Below are 16,706 nucleotides of genomic sequence, written 5' to 3'. Positions count from 1 at the left end.
CCGACCGCAGCGGCTCGGGACGCAGCGCGTGCACCGACCGCCGCGCCTCCGACAGGCTCTCTCTGGCCAGCTTGGTCGCGGCGGCAGGAGGTCGGGGTGAGGACCTTCGCCTCGTGCTTGGGCTCGACCGGCTTGCGCCGCATCCGCTCCTTCGCCCGCTCCACCATCGTGTACAGCGTCGGGACCAGCACCAGGGTCAGCAGCGTCGAGCTGATCAGACCACCGATCACCACGATCGCCAGCGGCTGCGAGATGAACCCGCCGGAGCCGGTCACCCCCAGCGCCATCGGCGTCAGCGCGCAGATCGTGGCCACCGCCGTCATCAGGATCGGCCGCAGCCTGCGCCGCCCGCCCTCGATGACCGCTTCCACCACGCCCATGCCCTGCTCGCGATACTGGTTGATCAGGTCGATGAGCACGATGGCGTTGGTCACCACGATGCCGATCAGCATCAGCATGCCGATCAGCGCCGGCACACCCAGGGCGGTGTCGGTGGCGACCAGCAGCCCGATCGCGCCCGTGGCCGCGAACGGGATCGACACCAGCAGGATCAGCGGCTGGACGAAGCTGCGGAACGTCGCCACCATGATCAGGAAGACGATCGCGATCGCCGCCAGCATCGCCAGCCCCAGGTCGGAGAACGCGTCCGACTGCTGGGCCGACGCGCCGCCGATCTCATAGGTGGCGCCCGCGGACAGCGACAGGCCGTTCAACTTGGTCGTCAGCGACTGCGTCACGGCGCCCAGGTTCCCGGAGTCGGCCGCCTTGGCAGACACCGTGGCCGAACGCTCGCCGTCGATCCGCGTCACCTGCGTCGGCCCGGCCACCTCCTTGACGTCCGCGACCGTCGACAGCTTGATCATGCCCGCCGCCGTCGGCAGCTTCAGGTCCTTGATCGCCTTGATGTCGTCCGGCACGTCCGCGCCGCGCAGCACCAGGTCGCTGGAGCGGCCGTCCAGGGTGATCTGGCCCAGCGGCGCGCCGCGGAAGGCCTGCGCCACCGCCTGCCCCACCTGTGCCTCCGACAGGCCCCGCTCCGCGGCCTCCTGCCGGTCCACCACGACCTCGACCCGCGGCGCGCTGGTCTCCATGTTGGAGGACACCTCGGTGAGGCCCGACACCTCGCCCATCGCGGTCTTGACCGTGTCGGTCGCCGTACGCAGCGTCTCGGCGTCGGGCGCCTGCACGATCACGTCGATCGTGTCGGAGGAGAACCCGCCCCCGCCGGCGCCGCCCACCGTGACCTCGCCGACGCCCGACAGGCCGTCGATCCGCTCGCGCAGCGCCTGCTGCACCTTGTCGGGGTCGGCGCCCTCCTTGACCGTCACCGAGTACGACGCCCGGTCCGCGCCACCGCCGACCGCGCCGCCCTGCATGGCGTTGCCGCCACCCACGTTCACCTGGTACGTCTCCACGCCGTCCAGGTCCTTCAGCACGCCCTCGACCTGCTGGGCGGCCTTGTCCGTGGTCGCCAGGTCCGTACCGACCGGCATCTTCTGCGACAGGGAGATCGTGTTCTGGCCCGAGGAGTCCAGGAAGTTCGTCTGCAGCCCGCCGGCCAGGCCCATCGTGCCGATGAACACCGCCACGCCGATGAGGATCGTCACCAGCTTGAACCGGGTCGCGAACCGCAGCACCGGCAGGTAGGCCCGCTGCAGCGGCGAGCGCAGCTCCTTGGCCTCGGCCTCCTCGCGCTGCTTGCGCGCCTGCTCCGGCGTCAGGTCCGGCGCCTTCAGGAACCAGTACGCCAGCACCGGCACCACCGTCAGCGACACCACCAGCGAGGCCAGCAGCGCCACCGCCACCGTGATCGCGAACGGGCTGAACAGCTCGCCCACCATGCCGCCCACGATCGCGATCGGCGCGAACACCGCCACCGTCGTCAGCGTCGAGGCCGTCACCGCGCCTGACACCTCGCGCACCGCCGTCAGGATCGCCTGCAGCTTGGCCTCGCCGTACGCGAGATGTCGCTTGATGTTCTCCAGCACCACGATGGAGTCGTCGACCACCCGGCCCACCGCGATCGTCAGCGCGCCCAGGGTCAGCATGTTCAGCGAATAGTCGCCCGCCCACAACACGATCAGCGCGATCACCACCGACAGCGGGATCGACACCGCCGTCACCAGCGTCGAACGCACCGACAGCAGGAACACCAGGATGACCAGCACCGCGAACGCCAGGCCCAGCAGGCCCTCCGTGGTCAGGCTCCGGATCGACTCCTCCACGTACGGCGCCTGGTCGAACACCACCGACACCGCCGTGTCCGAGCTGTCGCCCAGCGACCTGGTCAGCTCGGGCAGCTTCGCCCGGATGTCGTGCGAGATCGACACAGCGTTGCCGTCGGGCACCATCGTCACCGACACGCCCAGGCTCGTCTTGCCGTCCGTACGGGTGATCGTCGTCGCGTCCGCCAGCCCCTGCTTGATCTCGGCGACATCGCCCAGCTTGACCGGCTTGAGCGGCTTGGGCTTGGGCGCCTGCTGCTGCGCGAGGGCCGCCGGGGACTGGCCCGGCCGGCCGGGCTGCCCGGTCTGCGGGCGGGCCTGGGCCTGGCTCGGCTGCTGCTGGGTGGCCGCCGGCTGGGCCGGGGTCAGGTACAGGTCCTTCAGCTTGGCCACCGAGTCGACCCGCGCACCCACCTGCACCGTGAGGGACTTGCCGTCAGCGGTCAGGGTGCCCGCCGGGATCGGCGTGCCGTTCGCCTTCAGCACATCGGGGATCTGCGAGGCCGACACGCCGGCCTTCGCCATCTTCTTGGTGTCCGGCTCGATCGTGACGACCTCGTCGCGGGTGCCCGTGACCGACGCCTCCCGTACGCCCTCCACGCTCTGCAGTTCCGGCACCATGATCCGGCGCAGCTTGTCGGCCATCGCCCGCTCGTCGCCGCCATCGCCCACCGCGAGCACCACCACCGGGATGTCGTCGGTGTTGCCCGCCACGACCTGCGGATCCACCCCATCCGGGAGGGAGACGCGGGTGATGGCCTGCTGCATCTTGTTCAGCGAGGACTCGACGTCCGTGCCGTACTCGAAGGCCACCTGGATCTGCGCCAGGCCCTCCTTCGACGTCGAGGTCATCTGCTCCATGCCGTCCAGGCCCTGGAACGAGTCCTCGATCGGCTTCGTCACCTGGTCCTCGACGATCTCGGGCGAGGCACCCGGATACGCCGCGACCACGAACGCGCCAGGGAAGCTCAAAGACGGCAGCAACTGCTGCTTCAACTGCGGAATCGTGAACGCGCCGAACGCGCTGAGCACGAGCGCGAGCAATATCACGAGGCTGCGGTTGACCAGGCTCAACCGGGCGAATGCGGTCATAGGCGTCCCCTCCAAGAGTTCGCCCCAGACTAACACTTCGCCTTGAACGAATATTTAGACAGATTGAGCTTTCCTGATAACCTTCTCAGGAAGCGAGAGGTGAGTGTGAGCGACGAACGCGAAGACCTGATCCGTCGAATCAGCGAAACACAGCGTGGCATGGGGCGGCTGTTCGCCCAGCAGCATCAGTCCCCGCTGTTCACCTCCAACCTGACCATGCGACAACTCCACGTCATCATGCTCCTGGCCCTCAACGGCTCCGCCTCCGGCCAGGAGCTCGCGCACCACCTCGGCGTCAGTCTCGGCACCGTCACCGGCCTCGTCGATCGGCTCGTCGCCCACGGCCTCGTCACCCGCCACGAGGACCCCCACGACCGCCGCGTCCGCCGCGCCGAGCTCTCCCCCGCAGGCACCGCCCTGATCGAGGAGATCCAGGACTCCGGGTTCGAACACTATCGCCGCATCCTGGACCACCTCGACACCGAGACCCTGCGCTCCCTCGACCACATCACGCGCACCATCCGCGCGGTGGCCGACAAGCTCTACAACGAATGACCCGTACGTCAGGCCGGCGCCTTTACGTTGTAGATTCGGAAGCCAGCCCGGACAGGACCTCCGGCAGCTCCCCCTCGTACACGACGGTCAGCCGCCGGGTGGCCCGCGTCACCGCCACGTACAGGTCCTGACCTCCCATCGGCGACTGCCCCATGATCCCCGCCGGATCCACCACCACGACCGCGTCGAACTCCAGCCCCTTGGCCTGCCCCACCGTCAGCACCACCACCGGCGCGTCCAGGTCACCCTCCGGGAACAGGCCGGCCACCTCCGCGTGCCGCGCGTCCGAGGTCACCACGCCCACCCGGCCCTCGCCGATCGAGGCCAGCTCCCCGTCCACCAGCCCCGGCAGCCCGGCCACCGGCAGGCGCACCGCGAGCGGCCGTGAGCCGCCCTCGCGCACCGACTCAGGCGGCTCCTGCTCGGGCGCGAAGGCCCGCAGCACGTCCGCCGCCACCGTCATGATCTCCACCGGCGTGCGGTAGTTGACCAGCAGCCGCTCCTCGCGCCAGCGCCCCTCGAGGTACGGGTCCAGCACCTCCCCCCACGACCGCGCCCCGGCCGCCGACCCCGTCTGGGCCAGGTCGCCGACGACGGTCAGCGACTTCGCCGGCACCCGCCGCATGATCATCCGCCAGGCCATCGCCGACAGCTCCTGCGCCTCGTCCACGATCACGTGGCCGTACGCCCACGTCCGGTCCGCCGCCGCCCGGTCGGCCGTCGTCAGCCCGAGCCCGTCGTCCGCGTGCCGCTCGGCCAGCACGTCGGCCCGGTCGAAGATGCCCTCCTCCAGCACCCCCGTGCTCTGCAGCACCTCCAGCGCGTACAGCTCCTCCGACGCCTGCTCCTCGGACTCCCGCCTGGTCGCCACCCGGCGCTCCGAGTCGTCCTCGCCCAGCAGCTCGGCCGCCTCGTCCAGCAGCGGCACGTCCCCGGCCGTCCACGGCGCGTCCACCGGGCGGACCAGCTCCTGCCAGTCCAGCCCCGACGGCGCCACCGACCACAGCGTCTCCGGCGAGGCCAGCACCTCCGAGATCAGCCGCTGAGGCGTCAGCTCCGGCCACAGGTCGTCCACCGCCCGCCGGATCCCCGGCTCGCCCCACAGCCGCCGCGAGGCCAGCTCCAGATCCAGCTCGTCCAGGTCGCCTTCCAGGTCGAGCGGCTGCGCGAGCTCCGGTTCGTCCTCGATGACCAGTTCCTCGATGTGCAGCGACTCCTCCAGCGCCCGCGCCTCGGCCTTGGCCAGCTCCTTGAGCAGCTCGGTGACGTACAGCTTGCGCGCCATGTTGTGCGGCAGCCGCACCGCCCGCGCCCGGTCGCGCAGCCGCACGCACGTCGCGTGCGGCACCCGCAGGTTGAGCCCGTCCAGCTCGACCACCAGATCGCCCTCGGGCGCGCGCTGGCGCAGCTCCAGCGCGCGGGCGACCACGTCGGCCATCCGCGCGTCGCCCTTGACCACCGCCGTCGCCGGCCCGTCGGCCGCGCTCGCCCGCACCCCCGGGAACATCTCCCCGACCGTGGTCATCACCACCTGCGTCTCCCCCAGCGCCGGCAGCACCTGGCTGATGTAGCGCAGGAACATCGAGTTGGGGCCCACCACCAGCACGCCGCGCCGCTCAAGGGTGTCGCGGTGGGTGTAGAGCAGGTACGCCGCCCGGTGCAGCGCCGCCACGGTCTTGCCGGTGCCCGGGCCGCCCTGCACCACCAGCGCCCCCTGCAGCGAGGCGCGGATCACCCGGTCCTGCTCGGTCTGGATGGTGGCCACCACGTCGCCCATCCGGCCCGTCCTGCCCCGGCGCAGCGCCGCCAGCAGCGCCGCCTCGCCGACGAGCGCGCGCCGGTCGCCGTCGCTCATCCCCTCCAGGTCGAACACCTCGTCGTCGATGCCGACCACCGTGCGGTCCTTCAGGTGCAGGTGCCTACGGCGTACCAGCCCGCCCGGGTCGGTGGCCGTGGCCACGTAGAACGGCCGCGCGGCAGGGGCCCGCCAGTCGATGAGGACCGACTCGTGCTCCTCGTCGCGCAGCCCGATCCTGCCGACGTACGTGCTCTGCCCCGTGCCGTCGTCGATGCGGCCGAAGCACAGGCCCCGCTCGACCGCGTTCAGCTGGGCCAGCCTCCTGGCCTGTTCCGAGGCCATCGCCTCGCGTTCGACCATCGCCTGGCGGGTGCCGCCGGCCCTGGCGTACACGTCTCGCAGCGCCGCCTGCGCCCGCCCTCTGGCGACGTCGAGCCGACCGTACAGCCACGACACAGTACGCTGTTCGCTGTCAAGGGCTTCCGCAAGACCATCTTGACGATTAGCCATTCGCTGGTATACTCCTAACCGGAGGATTGTGAAGCCTTTGCCTAAATTGGGCAATCGAGCTTAACGCCGCACGCGCGTGCGCGCAATCTCCTTGTTGCGTTATTCGGGCAGCATTTCGGAAGGCGCCGGGATCGCCGGGAATGGGTTGTCCGGCAGCAGGATCACCCGCCGTCCCCGCCCCACCGCCTCCAGGTGCAGCAGCGCCGTGCCGATGCCCGCCGCGCCCGCCATGTACCCGGTGTCCGCGCTCACCACGCCGGGGCGTACCCGCTCGAAGGCCTGGTACCACCGCAGGCCCCCGCCGTCGCCGCTCGCCCTGCCCGCCAGGTGCTCGCCCAGCGTCCGGGCGAAGCCCAGGTACGCCTCCCGCCCCGTCACCGCCCACAATCCGACGAACAGCTCCACCAGCCCCGCCAGCCCGCAGCACTGGCAGGCCGTGTCCCACAGCCCGGGCACCCGCCGTCCCGGCACGCCGCTCGTCACGATCCCCGTGGCCAGCCGCTCGGCCCACTCCAGGTCGGCCGGGTCGCCCCCGGCCCGGTACAGCTCCACGAACATCCGCGCCACTCCGGCGGAGCCCGAGCAGAACCCCAGGTAGTGCAGCCCTCGCCCCTGCGGCAGATGGTGCGGCACCAGCGCGCGCCGGCCGCTCAGCACGCTGACCGAGCGCACGAATTCCGCGCCCCTGCGCGCCGCCTCCAGGAACCGGGCATCCCCGCTCACCCCGTACAGGCGGGCCAGCAGGAACGCCGTCCCCGCCGTACCGGCCAGGAAGCCCGGCGTGACCGCGTCCGCCGGCAGGCCCTCGCAGTCGCCGAAGCGGTGCCCCGGCACCGCCAGCCGCGCCGCCCGCAGCCCCGCCTCGGCCGCGAGCTCCGCGTACGACGGCACCCCCAGCATCGAGGCGCCGTGCAGCAGCGCCAGCACGACACCGCCGTCGCCGCGCTGCGCCGGATCCCCCGACCAGCCGGGACCGCCGTCCATCGGCCGCGCCACCCGCGCCACCCGGTCCAGCGCCGCCACGGCCGCCTCCTCGGCCACGCCGTCGCCCAGCACCCACCCGGCCTCGCACAAGGCGACCGCGATCCCGCCCAGCCCGTGGTGGAACGTCACGTCTCCGACCCCGGGCCCGGCTTCGACCAGGTAGCGCACGCCCGACCGGGCGTCCTCCAGGTACTCCTCCCGCCCGGTCGCGGCGGCCAGCTCCAGGAAGAACAGCACGATGCCGGCCGCGCCGCCGTACAGGGAGGCGGGCTCAGGCGTCAGCGCGGAGCGGCCCCGCGGGTCGGGGTTGCCCACCCAGTGCCGCGCCCGCGCGTCGCCCGCGGCCGCCGTCCTGATCCACCGCGCGGCCCCGATCGCGGCACGCAGCGGGGCTCCGGCGGACGCGCGGGTCGGATCCAGGCTCATGACGCACCCGAGGGCTCTTCCCGATCAGTGAACGACCTCAATTCTCCCCCATCCCACCCCGCCGGCCAATCGGCGCTCGAACCCCTCGATTGGCGTACTGGTTCTTGTGGTACCCCACCACGACGCCGGGCTCGAGGGCGAGGAAGTTGCCGCCCGAGTCCCACCGCTCGCGCCGTGGACCCTGCGGTAGGCGTCCTTGACCCGGATCCGGTCTCCGCCGAACTCGTCCAGGTCGCAGCCGTCCACCCGGTGCACCCGCCCGCCCTCGTCCGTACGCGTGTAGAACCACTGCCCGGCCCCGCGATCGCCCGCGACGAAACGCGATGCCGTCGTGGGATTCGAAGCGCACTGCCTATCCCCATCGAACCGACCGCCTCTACGGCTCTCTGCTATAGTGCAAACTGCAATATAGAAAGGAGCAATAAGATGAAGCTCTTAGTGATCGGCGCGGCCGGTCGCACCGGCAAGCACGTCCTGGCGCAGGGCATCGAGCGCGGGCACGAGATCACGGCCTTCGCCCGCCGTCCGGACTCGTTGCCCGACCTTCCGGGGCTGACCGGCGTACACCAGGGCGACGCCCACGACCTCGACACCGTGCGCACGGCCGTACAGGGCCAGGACGCGGTGATCGCCGCCGTCGGCGGGAGTCGCATCGCGAGCAACCTCATCACGGCCATGCGGGAGCGCGGCGTGTCGCGGCTGGTGATGACCAGCAGCCGCTCGGTGCCCGCCACCCGTCCGCGCCTCGCGGTCGCCCTGGCCTGGCTGTTCTTCCGCGATGCGTACGTGGACCTCGCGCGGGCCGAGGGCATGCTGCAGGTCAGCGGCCTGGACTGGAGCATCGCACGCGCCACCATGCTCAATGACAAGCCGCCGTCCGGGCGGGTGCACGTCGACTTCGAGGCCAACGCGACCGGTGGCGCGATGCAGCTGTCCCGCGCCGACTATGCGATGGCGCTGCTCGACACCGTCGAAGACGCCGACCTCATCGGCAAGGCGCTGGGGATCTGCGGACCTCGATAAGCAGAAAGGTCATCCATGAAACACGGCATCAACTACGACACCGGATTCCTGCCTGGAGAGCAGCTCTCGCGTAGGACGTTCGACGTGGAGGCCGTCAGGCGCGACATGCGCGCGATGGCCGACGACTTACATTGCTCCGTGGTCCGCGTCTCAGGCAGGGATCCTGAGCGGCTGAGCGTGGCCGCCGAGGAAGCGGCCGCGGCCGGTCTGGAGGTGTGGCTCTCGCCGTTCCCGGTTGACCTCACGCCCGAAGAGACCATGGACTGTCTGATCGAGTGCGCGGAGCGGGCCGAGACACTGCGCGGGAACGGCGCCGAGGTGATCTTCGTGGCCGGGTGCGAGATGAGCGCGTACTGCGGCGGTTACCTGCCCGGTGACACCTTCCTCGATCGATTCGAAGCCATGCGGGGCGGGCCGGAATTCTGGGCGTCTCTCGGTCCGATCATGCAGCGGCTCAACGGCCGGCTGGGCGAGGTGGCCGAGGCCGTGCGGAAACGGTTCGGGGGCCGCGTCACCTACGCGTCCGGGCAATGGGAGCTCGTCGACTGGTCCCCGTTCGACCTGGTCAGCGTCGGGGGCTACCGGGCCGCGTACAACGCCGGTCGATTCCGTGAGAACCTGCGCCGGCATTTCGCGCACGGCAAGCCGGTCGTCGTCACCGAATTCGGGACCTGCGCCTACACCGGCGCGAGCGAGCTCGGCGCGATGGCGTGGCAGCCGCCGAACGCGGCCGTGCGAGACGAGGGCGAGCAGGTGCGTTACTTCACCGAACTGCTCGACCTCTTCCACGACGAGGGCATCGACACGGCGCTCTGGTTCACGTTCGCGGCATTCACTCTGCAGGGCGAGCAGGACCTCAGCTCTTACGGCGTGGTGAAAATGCTCGACGAGACCCGGTGGACGCCCAAGGAAATCTTCCATGCCATGGCCGCCAGATACGCGCGCGCGTAACGTCGCGGCGCTTCAGCGCCGTCAACGGCGGGCGTAGCCGCCCAAGGCGGGTTCCAGCAGGCCGAATGCGCGGTCGGCGGTGACGGCGAGTATCGCGAAGATCTCGTCGGAGGTCCTGCCTTCGAGGACCAGTCGCTGCCCCTCGAAGAACAGCAGCCGGTCCACGGCGGCGAGCTGGGCGGCGGCGAGTTTCGTCGTGATTCCCGCATCGCCGGTCTCGTCGGCCAGCACGGCCGCCAGAGCGTGCTCGGCCTGCTCGTGGATCTGCCGGAGGCGGGCGCGGAGCGCCGGGGTGTCGCGCACCAGGCGCTGCCAGGCGATGTCGTCGTCGGGGATGAGCGGGTCACGTCGGCGCACCCGTTCGAGATAGTCGCGGCGCAGGGCGGCCAGGGCGGACTCGCCCGGCTCGCGCTGTCCGACCGCCCGGGTGAGCGTGGTGACGTGTTCCTCGCCCATGTCGAGGACGAGGTCCTCCTTGAGGGGGAAGTAGTTGGTGACCGTCATCTTGGCCACGCCCGCGGCGCTCGCGATGTCGGCGATCGTCACCTTGTCGAAGCCGCGCTCCTTGAACAGCTGGGTGGCGACGTCGGAGATCATCTGACGCGTCCGGCGCTTCTTGGCCTCCCGCAACCCCTCGGCTCGCACGCTCACGGTCTCATGTTACCCGCGGTCACAAGGACGAGCCCAAAATTAGGTTTGACCTAATAAAGTGTCCGACCTAGATTTGGGTTCGACCTAACCGATGACCGTGAGAGGGTGACCATGGCCGCGGACACGCTCGCGCCGGCGCGCGAAAGGCTCGATCCCCGGTTGACGCGCATGGGGCTCGTGCTGATCGCCGCCCCCATCCTGGCCACCGTGGACGCGACGGCCGTCGGGGTCGCGACGCAGGCGATGGCCGTCCACTTCCGCACCTCGCTGGCCGACGTCCAGTGGGTGGCGACCGGATACCTGCTGGCGATCGCGATGGTGATGCCGTTGTCGGGCTGGCTGAGCGAGCGTTACGGCGCCAAGCGCATGTGGATCATCGCCGTGGCGCTGTTCACGGCGGGCTCGGCCCTGTGCGGCCTCGCCTGGTCGCTGCCCGCGCTCATCGGCTTCCGGCTGCTCCAGGCGCTGGGCGGCGGTCTGATGAACCCCATCTCCCAGGCGATCGTGGCCCGAGCGGCCGGGCCGTCCCAAGCCGGCCGGGTCCTCGGGCTGCTGTCGATCCCGGCGATGTTCGCGCCGGTCCTCGGGCCGGTCCTCGGCGGGCTGGTCGTACAGAGCCTGGACTGGCGTTGGATCTTCTACGTCAACCTGCCCATCTGCCTGACCGTCCTCCCGCTCGCCGCGCGCCTGCTGCCCGCCGACGGCGCCGAACGGGACACCGGCCGTCCGCTCGACGTTCTCGGCCTGCTCCTGCTGTGCCCGGGGGCGACGGCCCTGATCTACGGCTTGTCCCTGGCGGGCGAACGCGGCGGACCAGGATCGTCCGTCGCCACCGCCGTCCTCGGAGCCGGGCTGTTGCTGGTCGGCGGTTACGTCATCCACGCGCTGCGGGCCGGCGACGCGGCGATGATCGACGTGCGACTGTTCGCCCGCCGTGGCTTCGCGGCGGCGACCGCGACCTCGTTCCTGCTCGGCGCCGCGCTCTACAGCTCCATGGTCCTGCTGCCGCTCTTCTACCAGCAGGTTCATCACACGGACGCGTTCCGTACCGGCCTGCTCCTCATCCCGCAGGCGCTCGGCGCCGCCGTCGGCGCGTTCGCCGCGGGGCGGCTCGCCCACCGTTACGGCGCGCGCGCCGTCGTACTCACCGGCCTCCTGCTCATGGCCGCCGGAACGGCCGTGTTCACCCAAGCGGGCGCGGGACCGGCGGCGTGGTCACTGAGCGTGTCGCTGGTGGTCCAGGGGCTCGGTCTCGGAAGCGTGATGGGCCCGACGATGGGAGCCGCCTACGCGTCTGTCGGCGAGCGGGAAACGCCGCGCGCCGCGAGCGCCTTGAACGTCCTCAACCGGATCGGCGGATCACTGGGCACCGCGATCTTCCTGATCGTGCTGGAGAATCAGCTCGCCGGCGCCCACCCCAGCCCCGAGTCCGCGTTCGGCGTCACGTTCGGCTGGGCGCTGGCCCTGGCAGTGCTCGCCCTCGTCTCCGCGGCGCTGTTCCCCCGGAGAACGTCGCCATCCTGAGCCGGCTACTTCGGCCCTGCGCTTCCGCGATCCTGTCGCAGGGATCGGAGCACCGCATGGATGGACGGCCGCCGGTCGGCATCGGTGCGCCACACCGCGTAGATGTGGCGGGTCAGGCGTGGCCGCACCTCGACGAAACGGACCCCGTCCGGGACGGGGTCACGGCCGAGTCTGGGAATGATCGCCACGCCCAGGCCGGCGGCGACGAGGGCCAGTTGGGTGTGGTGTTCGCCGGCGGTGTAGGCGATATCCGGTTCGGCCCCGCGAGAACGCAGCGTTTCCACCAGCCAGGAGTTGCAGATCCAGCCGTCACTCCAGGTGATCCATGACTCGCCGGCGAATCGCTCGATCTCCACGGTGGTCCGCGAGGCCAAGGGGTGCTCCTCCGGCACCGCGATGTCGGCGACGTCGTCGAGCAGCCTGGCCCTGCTCAAGTTGCCGGGCAGGGACAGGGGAGAGTCCCACCAATCCTGGACGATGGCCATGTCCAGATCGCCGCGGCTCACCCCCGGCACCGCTTCGTGCGGCTCGCACTCCTGCAACATGATCCGCAGCCGCGGGTGATCACGACGGAGATCCCGCAGCGCGGGCGGGACCAACCCGCGCGCGGCCGTCGCGAAGGCGGCAAGCGTCAGCTGCCCGGCGACGACGCCACGGCAGGCCTCCAGATCCGCCTCGGCCCGTTCGGCCAGCGCCAATATCTGCCCCGCGTGGACGGCGAGCAACTCGGCGGCCTCGGTGAGACGCACGCCGCGGCCCTTGCGCTCCAGCAGGCGCTGCCCGACCTCTTGCTCCAGTTTCGCCATCTGCTGGGAGATCGCCGAGGTGGTGACATGCAGGATGTCCGCGGCTGCGGTGACCGACCCGTGGGTGGCGATCGCGTACAGAGTACGAAGCCGATCCAGATTCAACATCTTAGAAATGCTACGCAATATGTCGCAGAAAGAGTCGCTTGTCCTTTGTAATTGCGTACGGCAAGGTGCTGGCTATGGCTGACGAGACCATTGACATCGGTGGAGACCTGTCTGTGCGCCGGCTGGGGTTCGGCGCGATGCGGCTGACGGACTGGGGGCCGCCCAGGGACAGGCCCGCCGCGATCGCGGTGGCGCGGCGGGCCGTCGAGCTCGGCGTCACCCTTGTCGACACCGCCGACGCGTACGCCCTGGGCGCCAATGAGGAACTGCTCGCCGAGGCGTTGCACCCGTACCCATCCGGCCTGGTCATCGCTACCAAGGCGGGGCAAAGTCGCCCGGGGCGCGACCGTTGGAAGCCGCTGGGCCGCCCGGAGTACCTCATCCAGCAGGCCGAGCTGAGCCTTCGCCGCCTCCGGCTGGAGCGGATCGAGCTCTTCCAGCTTCATCGTGTGGACCCCCAGGTCCCCTTCGCCGAACAGCTGGGGGCGCTCAAGCAACTGCGGGACGACGGCAAGATCCGCCACATCGGACTGTCGGAGGTCGGCGTCGCCCAGCTTGAGGAGGCCCGCCAGATGGTGCCCATCGCCAGCGTGCAGAACCTCTACAACCTCGCCGACAGGCGGCACGAGGACGTGCTCGACTACTGCGAGGCCGCGGGCATCGCCTTCATCCCCTGGTTTCCGGTGGCCGGCGGAGCGCACGCTCTCGCGGGAGGGCCGCTTGCCCAGGTCGCGCAGCAGATCGGTGGCACCCCCGCGCAGGTGGCACTCGCCTGGCTGCTGGCCCGCTCACCCGTCACCTTGCCGATCCCCGGCACCAGCTCCGTCGCGCACCTGGAGGAGAACATGGCGGCCTTGGACATCAGGCTGACCGGTGAACAGTTCGGCCGCCTGGATGCGGTGTGGCGCGAGGCCCAGAGCCTGGAGCCGGCCGGTTGATCGGTCCGTTCGCCTGGCGGGGCCACGGGCGGACTGTTCACGGGCGGGCCGGCTGCTCCAGGCCTGTCTACGTGGGGTGGAGCTCCGCCAGGCCGAAGCCGAGGTGGCTGTACAGCTCCAGCTGGTCGTAGTACTCGCGGTGCGAGATGATCTTCCCGTTCTCGACGAACGTGGCGCAGGTGGCCCGGACGGTGATGCGGCGGCCCGTTCCCGCGATCTCTCGCCCGTCGGGCAGCAGCAGGGGGCCCTTGTGGGTGCCGGTGTACGTCCATTCCGTGATGGCGGGGTTATCGCAGTCGCCGAGTTCGTACCAGGCCGTCATGTGGAAGTCGGGGAACGCCTCGAGAATCTGCTCGTGGAGCCATGCGATCTGGTCATGTCCTTCCGCGACGCCCGCAGGCGAGACGTACACGGCGTCCGGACTGTAGCAGGCGAGCACCTTCGGCAGGTCGTGCGCATTGACCGCGTCGGCCAGCTGGTGTTTGAGATCCCAGAAGGTGGACATGGGGCCTCTGAAGTGGGTCGGGTCGTGGTTTGACCACTCACGTTACCGAGAGGCAGGTCAGCCGCCGGTCATGGCCGCGTGAGATAGGGGCCAAGGCGGCATGTGTCTGATCCATCCGCGGTCGGGCGAAGGCGTCGTGTCCGTTCCGTGCACGAGGCCCGACGTACGCGCGGCCCCCGGGCTCTACCGCGAGAGCTTTCCCGCCGCGACGTTCGGAACCGATCAGTGGGAGGTGGGCAAGCTGCCGGCCGACCGTGGTCGATGAGGAGATCATGGCCGACATCGTCGAGGTCCTCCCCGAAGGCTCGGACGGTGTTCTCCCGCGGGGCGTGGGCCACTTCCCCTTCCTGGAGGCGCCCGTAGAGGTCAACGATCGGGTTCTTCGATTTCTGGCGAGGTAGCGCCGACCAAGTGCGGTCAGAGCCGGGATTCTGACCGCCGCACGAGTCCCGGTCCTGCAGGATTCCGATCCTGATCGGGACGATGTGCGCCACTCGGAAGGACGGCGATCAGGTCATCGGCCTGGGCCTGGTCGCCGTCCGTGGTCGTCCGCATTGGTGGCGCTGGACTCATGTGGCAGCACGTCGCGGGCCGCATGCTCGGCGTCGGCGGTGATAGCGTCCGGTCCCGACTCCCCCGTTCAGAATGAGCCGCAGACGCTGACGATCGGACAGGAATATGGCCGAATTCGCCTTCAGTTTGGTAGAGGTCTTCAGCCGCACGCCGATGAGCGGAAACCTGCTGCCGGTGATACACGGAGCGGACGCTGTCGACACATCGACGATGGCCCTGATCGCCCGCCGATTCCTGCAGCCCGAGACGTCGTTTCTCGTGGCCTCCGATGACCCCTGGTGCGACTACACGCATCGAATCTTCACGGTCGCGCGCGAGGTTCCCTTCGCCGGGCATCCGTCGCTCGGCGCCGCGGCCGCTCATGTCTGGCATGCCGGCCTCGGTTCGACCGAGCTGACACAGCAGACCATGAGCGGCCGCCAGCGACTCATCGTCGAGTCGGCAGGCGATGAAGCCATGGTGGCCATCGCCCAGAATTCACCGGTCTTCGGGGCGACCGTATCGCCTTCACACGTTCTCGCGGCGCTCGGAGTCGCACCGGAGGACGCCCACCCCGAACTGCCGGCGCAAATAGTGTCGACCGGGCTGCCCGCATTGATTCTGCCGCTGCGCGAAGTCTCCGCACTGGCTCACGCGACTTTGGATCGCGATTCCCTGTACAAGGCGCTTGAGGAATTCGCCGAGCCGGACAGCCTGAACTGCTATCTGGTGGCGGAAGAAGGTCCCGGCCGGTGGCGCTCCCGCTGCTTCGCCTTGGACTTCACGACCGGCGAGGATCCGGCCACGGGATCAGCCGCGGGGGCGTTCGGCGCGTATCTTCGCGAGCACACCGGCCAGGCTCGGATGACGATTGATCAAGGCATGGAGATGGGATTCCCCAGTCAGATCATCGTGGACGTCTCCGGTGAGATCATGGTGAGCGGGCTGGTGCGATTCTTCGGAAAGGGCATGATCAATCTGCCCTCGCATTGAGCCGGCCGGGCGCGCGCTGGTCGCACGCCGGTTCCACGTCCGCCCGGAGGCGGGCCCTTCGACCGTGGTGACGTCGCCGTCCTCGACGGTGAGCGCCAAGTGGTGAGTGGTCACGTGGGGAAATCGGTGTCGCGGCCGAGGGGCTCCAGGCGGTCGAGTTCGTCGAGGCGGGCGCGGAGCTTGGCGCGGATGCGGTCGAAGGAACGGGCACCGAGGGGAAGCCGCAGCGGCGGGGTGTCCAGGTTGACGGCGGCGACGATCGCACGGGCGGCGCGAACCGGGTCGCCCGGCTGAGCGCCGTGCTGGGCGACGAAGGTCGCCTTGGCCGGTTCGATGACGGGCCGGTAGTCGTCGATGGGAGTGGCCCAGCGGAACGAGCGGCCGGCGAAGTCGGTGCGGAACGGGCCGGGTTCGACGATGGTGACGCCGATCCCCAGATGCTCCAGCTCGGCGGCGAGCCCCTCGGAAAGTCCTTCCAGCGCGAACTTGGTCCCGCCGTAGGCGGTACCGCCCAGCATGGTGGTCACCCCGCCGACCGAGGACATCTGCACGATGTGCCCGGATCGCTGGGAGCGCATGGCCGGCAGCACCGCGCGGGTCACGTCGATGGCGCCGAAGACGTTGGTGTCGAACTGGCGCCGCAGCTCCTGATCGGTGATCTCTTCCAGGGCGCCGCGCATGGCGTATCCGGCGTTGTTGACGAGCACGTCGATCCGGCCGAACGCCTCCAGCGCGGCATCGACGGCACGGCGGACGGCGACCGGATCGGTGACGTCCAGGTCCAGGGCGAGGACCCGGTCGCCCGCCTGCTCGGTCAGGCCGGTGAGGGTGTCGCGATCGCGCGCGGTGGCCACCAGCCGGTCACCGTGCTCCAGCACGACGTGGGCGAGCGCTCGGCCCAGCCCGGTGCTGGTGCCGGTGATGAACCACACCTTGCCGGAAGAGGCTGAGGTGGTCATGTGAGGGTCCTTTCCAGGTCGTGATCAGGCGGGGTGAGTATCCCGGTAGACTTTGCTTTGGGATTCAAAGTTTGAGACTCAAAGCAAAGTAGCTTGATACTCAAAG

General features: G+C 70.0%; 15 protein-coding genes. 7 read left to right on the top strand and 8 right to left on the bottom strand.

Going from position 1 to position 16,706, the window contains the following annotated elements; translation table 11 throughout:
* Positions 1-3,317, bottom strand: a 3,317-nt coding sequence (locus ACWEPL_RS56975) for an efflux RND transporter permease subunit (RefSeq protein WP_452441582.1), incomplete at its 3' end; no start/stop codon positions are given.
* A 99-nt stretch (positions 3,318-3,416) separates the two neighbouring features.
* On the opposite strand from ACWEPL_RS56975, the gene ACWEPL_RS56970 reads away from it, so the two are divergent.
* On the top strand, positions 3,417-3,872 hold the full coding sequence (locus ACWEPL_RS56970; protein ID WP_452441581.1) for a MarR family winged helix-turn-helix transcriptional regulator: 456 nt from the start codon (positions 3,417-3,419) through the stop codon (positions 3,870-3,872).
* A gap of 22 nt (positions 3,873-3,894) precedes the next feature.
* On the opposite strand, the gene ACWEPL_RS56965 is transcribed toward ACWEPL_RS56970, so the two are convergent.
* The 3 genes from ACWEPL_RS56965 to ACWEPL_RS56955 form a co-directional block, all read right to left on the bottom strand.
* Positions 3,895-6,180 (bottom strand): HelD family protein, encoded by a 2,286-nt coding sequence (locus tag ACWEPL_RS56965; RefSeq protein ID WP_452441580.1) that lies wholly within the window; start codon positions 6,178-6,180, stop codon positions 3,895-3,897.
* Positions 6,181-6,279: 99 nt separating this feature from the next.
* Positions 6,280-7,590, bottom strand: a complete 1,311-nt coding sequence (locus tag ACWEPL_RS56960) for a lanthionine synthetase LanC family protein (RefSeq protein ID WP_452441579.1) — start codon at positions 7,588-7,590, stop codon at positions 6,280-6,282.
* Positions 7,591-7,627: 37 nt separating this feature from the next.
* Positions 7,628-7,879 carry an arginine deiminase family protein gene (locus ACWEPL_RS56955; RefSeq protein WP_452441584.1) on the bottom strand — a complete coding sequence of 84 codons (252 nt, stop codon included), beginning with the start codon at positions 7,877-7,879 and terminating at the stop codon, positions 7,628-7,630.
* A gap of 137 nt (positions 7,880-8,016) precedes the next feature.
* On the opposite strand from ACWEPL_RS56955, the gene ACWEPL_RS56950 reads away from it, so the two are divergent.
* Both ACWEPL_RS56950 and ACWEPL_RS56945 read left to right on the top strand, forming a co-directional pair.
* On the top strand, positions 8,017-8,613 hold the full coding sequence (locus tag ACWEPL_RS56950) for an NAD(P)-dependent oxidoreductase (RefSeq protein ID WP_452441578.1): 597 nt from the start codon (positions 8,017-8,019) through the stop codon (positions 8,611-8,613).
* Between the two features lie 15 nt (positions 8,614-8,628).
* Positions 8,629-9,564 carry a hypothetical protein gene (locus ACWEPL_RS56945; RefSeq protein ID WP_452441577.1) on the top strand — a complete coding sequence of 312 codons (936 nt, stop codon included), beginning with the start codon at positions 8,629-8,631 and terminating at the stop codon, positions 9,562-9,564.
* A gap of 21 nt (positions 9,565-9,585) precedes the next feature.
* On the opposite strand, the gene ACWEPL_RS56940 is transcribed toward ACWEPL_RS56945, so the two are convergent.
* Complete coding sequence (locus tag ACWEPL_RS56940) at positions 9,586-10,215, bottom strand: TetR/AcrR family transcriptional regulator (protein WP_363968569.1); 630 nt, start codon at positions 10,213-10,215, stop codon at positions 9,586-9,588.
* 111 nt (positions 10,216-10,326) lie between these two features.
* On the opposite strand from ACWEPL_RS56940, the gene ACWEPL_RS56935 reads away from it, so the two are divergent.
* The gene (locus ACWEPL_RS56935) at positions 10,327-11,739 is read left to right on the top strand and encodes an MDR family MFS transporter (protein WP_452441583.1); all 1,413 of its coding nucleotides are present in this window, start codon (positions 10,327-10,329) and stop codon (positions 11,737-11,739) included.
* 5 nt (positions 11,740-11,744) lie between these two features.
* Here ACWEPL_RS56935 and ACWEPL_RS56930 read toward each other — a convergent pair whose 3' ends face one another.
* A complete protein-coding gene (locus ACWEPL_RS56930; protein ID WP_452441576.1) occupies positions 11,745-12,653 on the bottom strand; it encodes a LysR substrate-binding domain-containing protein in 909 nt (302 codons plus the stop codon).
* A 74-nt stretch (positions 12,654-12,727) separates the two neighbouring features.
* Here ACWEPL_RS56930 and ACWEPL_RS56925 point away from each other — a divergent pair, with 74 nt between their 5' ends.
* The gene (locus tag ACWEPL_RS56925) at positions 12,728-13,591 is read left to right on the top strand and encodes an aldo/keto reductase (protein WP_452441575.1); all 864 of its coding nucleotides are present in this window, start codon (positions 12,728-12,730) and stop codon (positions 13,589-13,591) included.
* 67 nt (positions 13,592-13,658) lie between these two features.
* Here ACWEPL_RS56925 and ACWEPL_RS56920 read toward each other — a convergent pair whose 3' ends face one another.
* A complete protein-coding gene (locus ACWEPL_RS56920; RefSeq protein WP_363968575.1) occupies positions 13,659-14,096 on the bottom strand; it encodes an ester cyclase in 438 nt (145 codons plus the stop codon).
* 254 nt (positions 14,097-14,350) lie between these two features.
* Here ACWEPL_RS56920 and ACWEPL_RS56915 point away from each other — a divergent pair, with 254 nt between their 5' ends.
* Together ACWEPL_RS56915 and ACWEPL_RS56910 are read left to right on the top strand one after the other, a co-directional pair.
* On the top strand, positions 14,351-14,497 hold the full coding sequence (locus tag ACWEPL_RS56915; RefSeq protein ID WP_452441574.1) for an alpha/beta fold hydrolase: 147 nt from the start codon (positions 14,351-14,353) through the stop codon (positions 14,495-14,497).
* Positions 14,498-14,774: 277 nt separating this feature from the next.
* Complete coding sequence (locus tag ACWEPL_RS56910) at positions 14,775-15,641, top strand: PhzF family phenazine biosynthesis protein (protein ID WP_452441573.1); 867 nt, start codon at positions 14,775-14,777, stop codon at positions 15,639-15,641.
* 110 nt (positions 15,642-15,751) lie between these two features.
* On the opposite strand, the gene ACWEPL_RS56905 is transcribed toward ACWEPL_RS56910, so the two are convergent.
* On the bottom strand, positions 15,752-16,600 hold the full coding sequence (locus tag ACWEPL_RS56905; protein WP_452441572.1) for an oxidoreductase: 849 nt from the start codon (positions 16,598-16,600) through the stop codon (positions 15,752-15,754).
* Between the last annotated feature and the right edge of the window lie 106 nt (positions 16,601-16,706).

It is taken from the genome of Nonomuraea sp. NPDC004186, from assembly GCF_053603495.1.
Note: the sequence above shows the minus strand (reverse complement) of the source record. Positions and strands in the feature narration are given on the sequence as shown.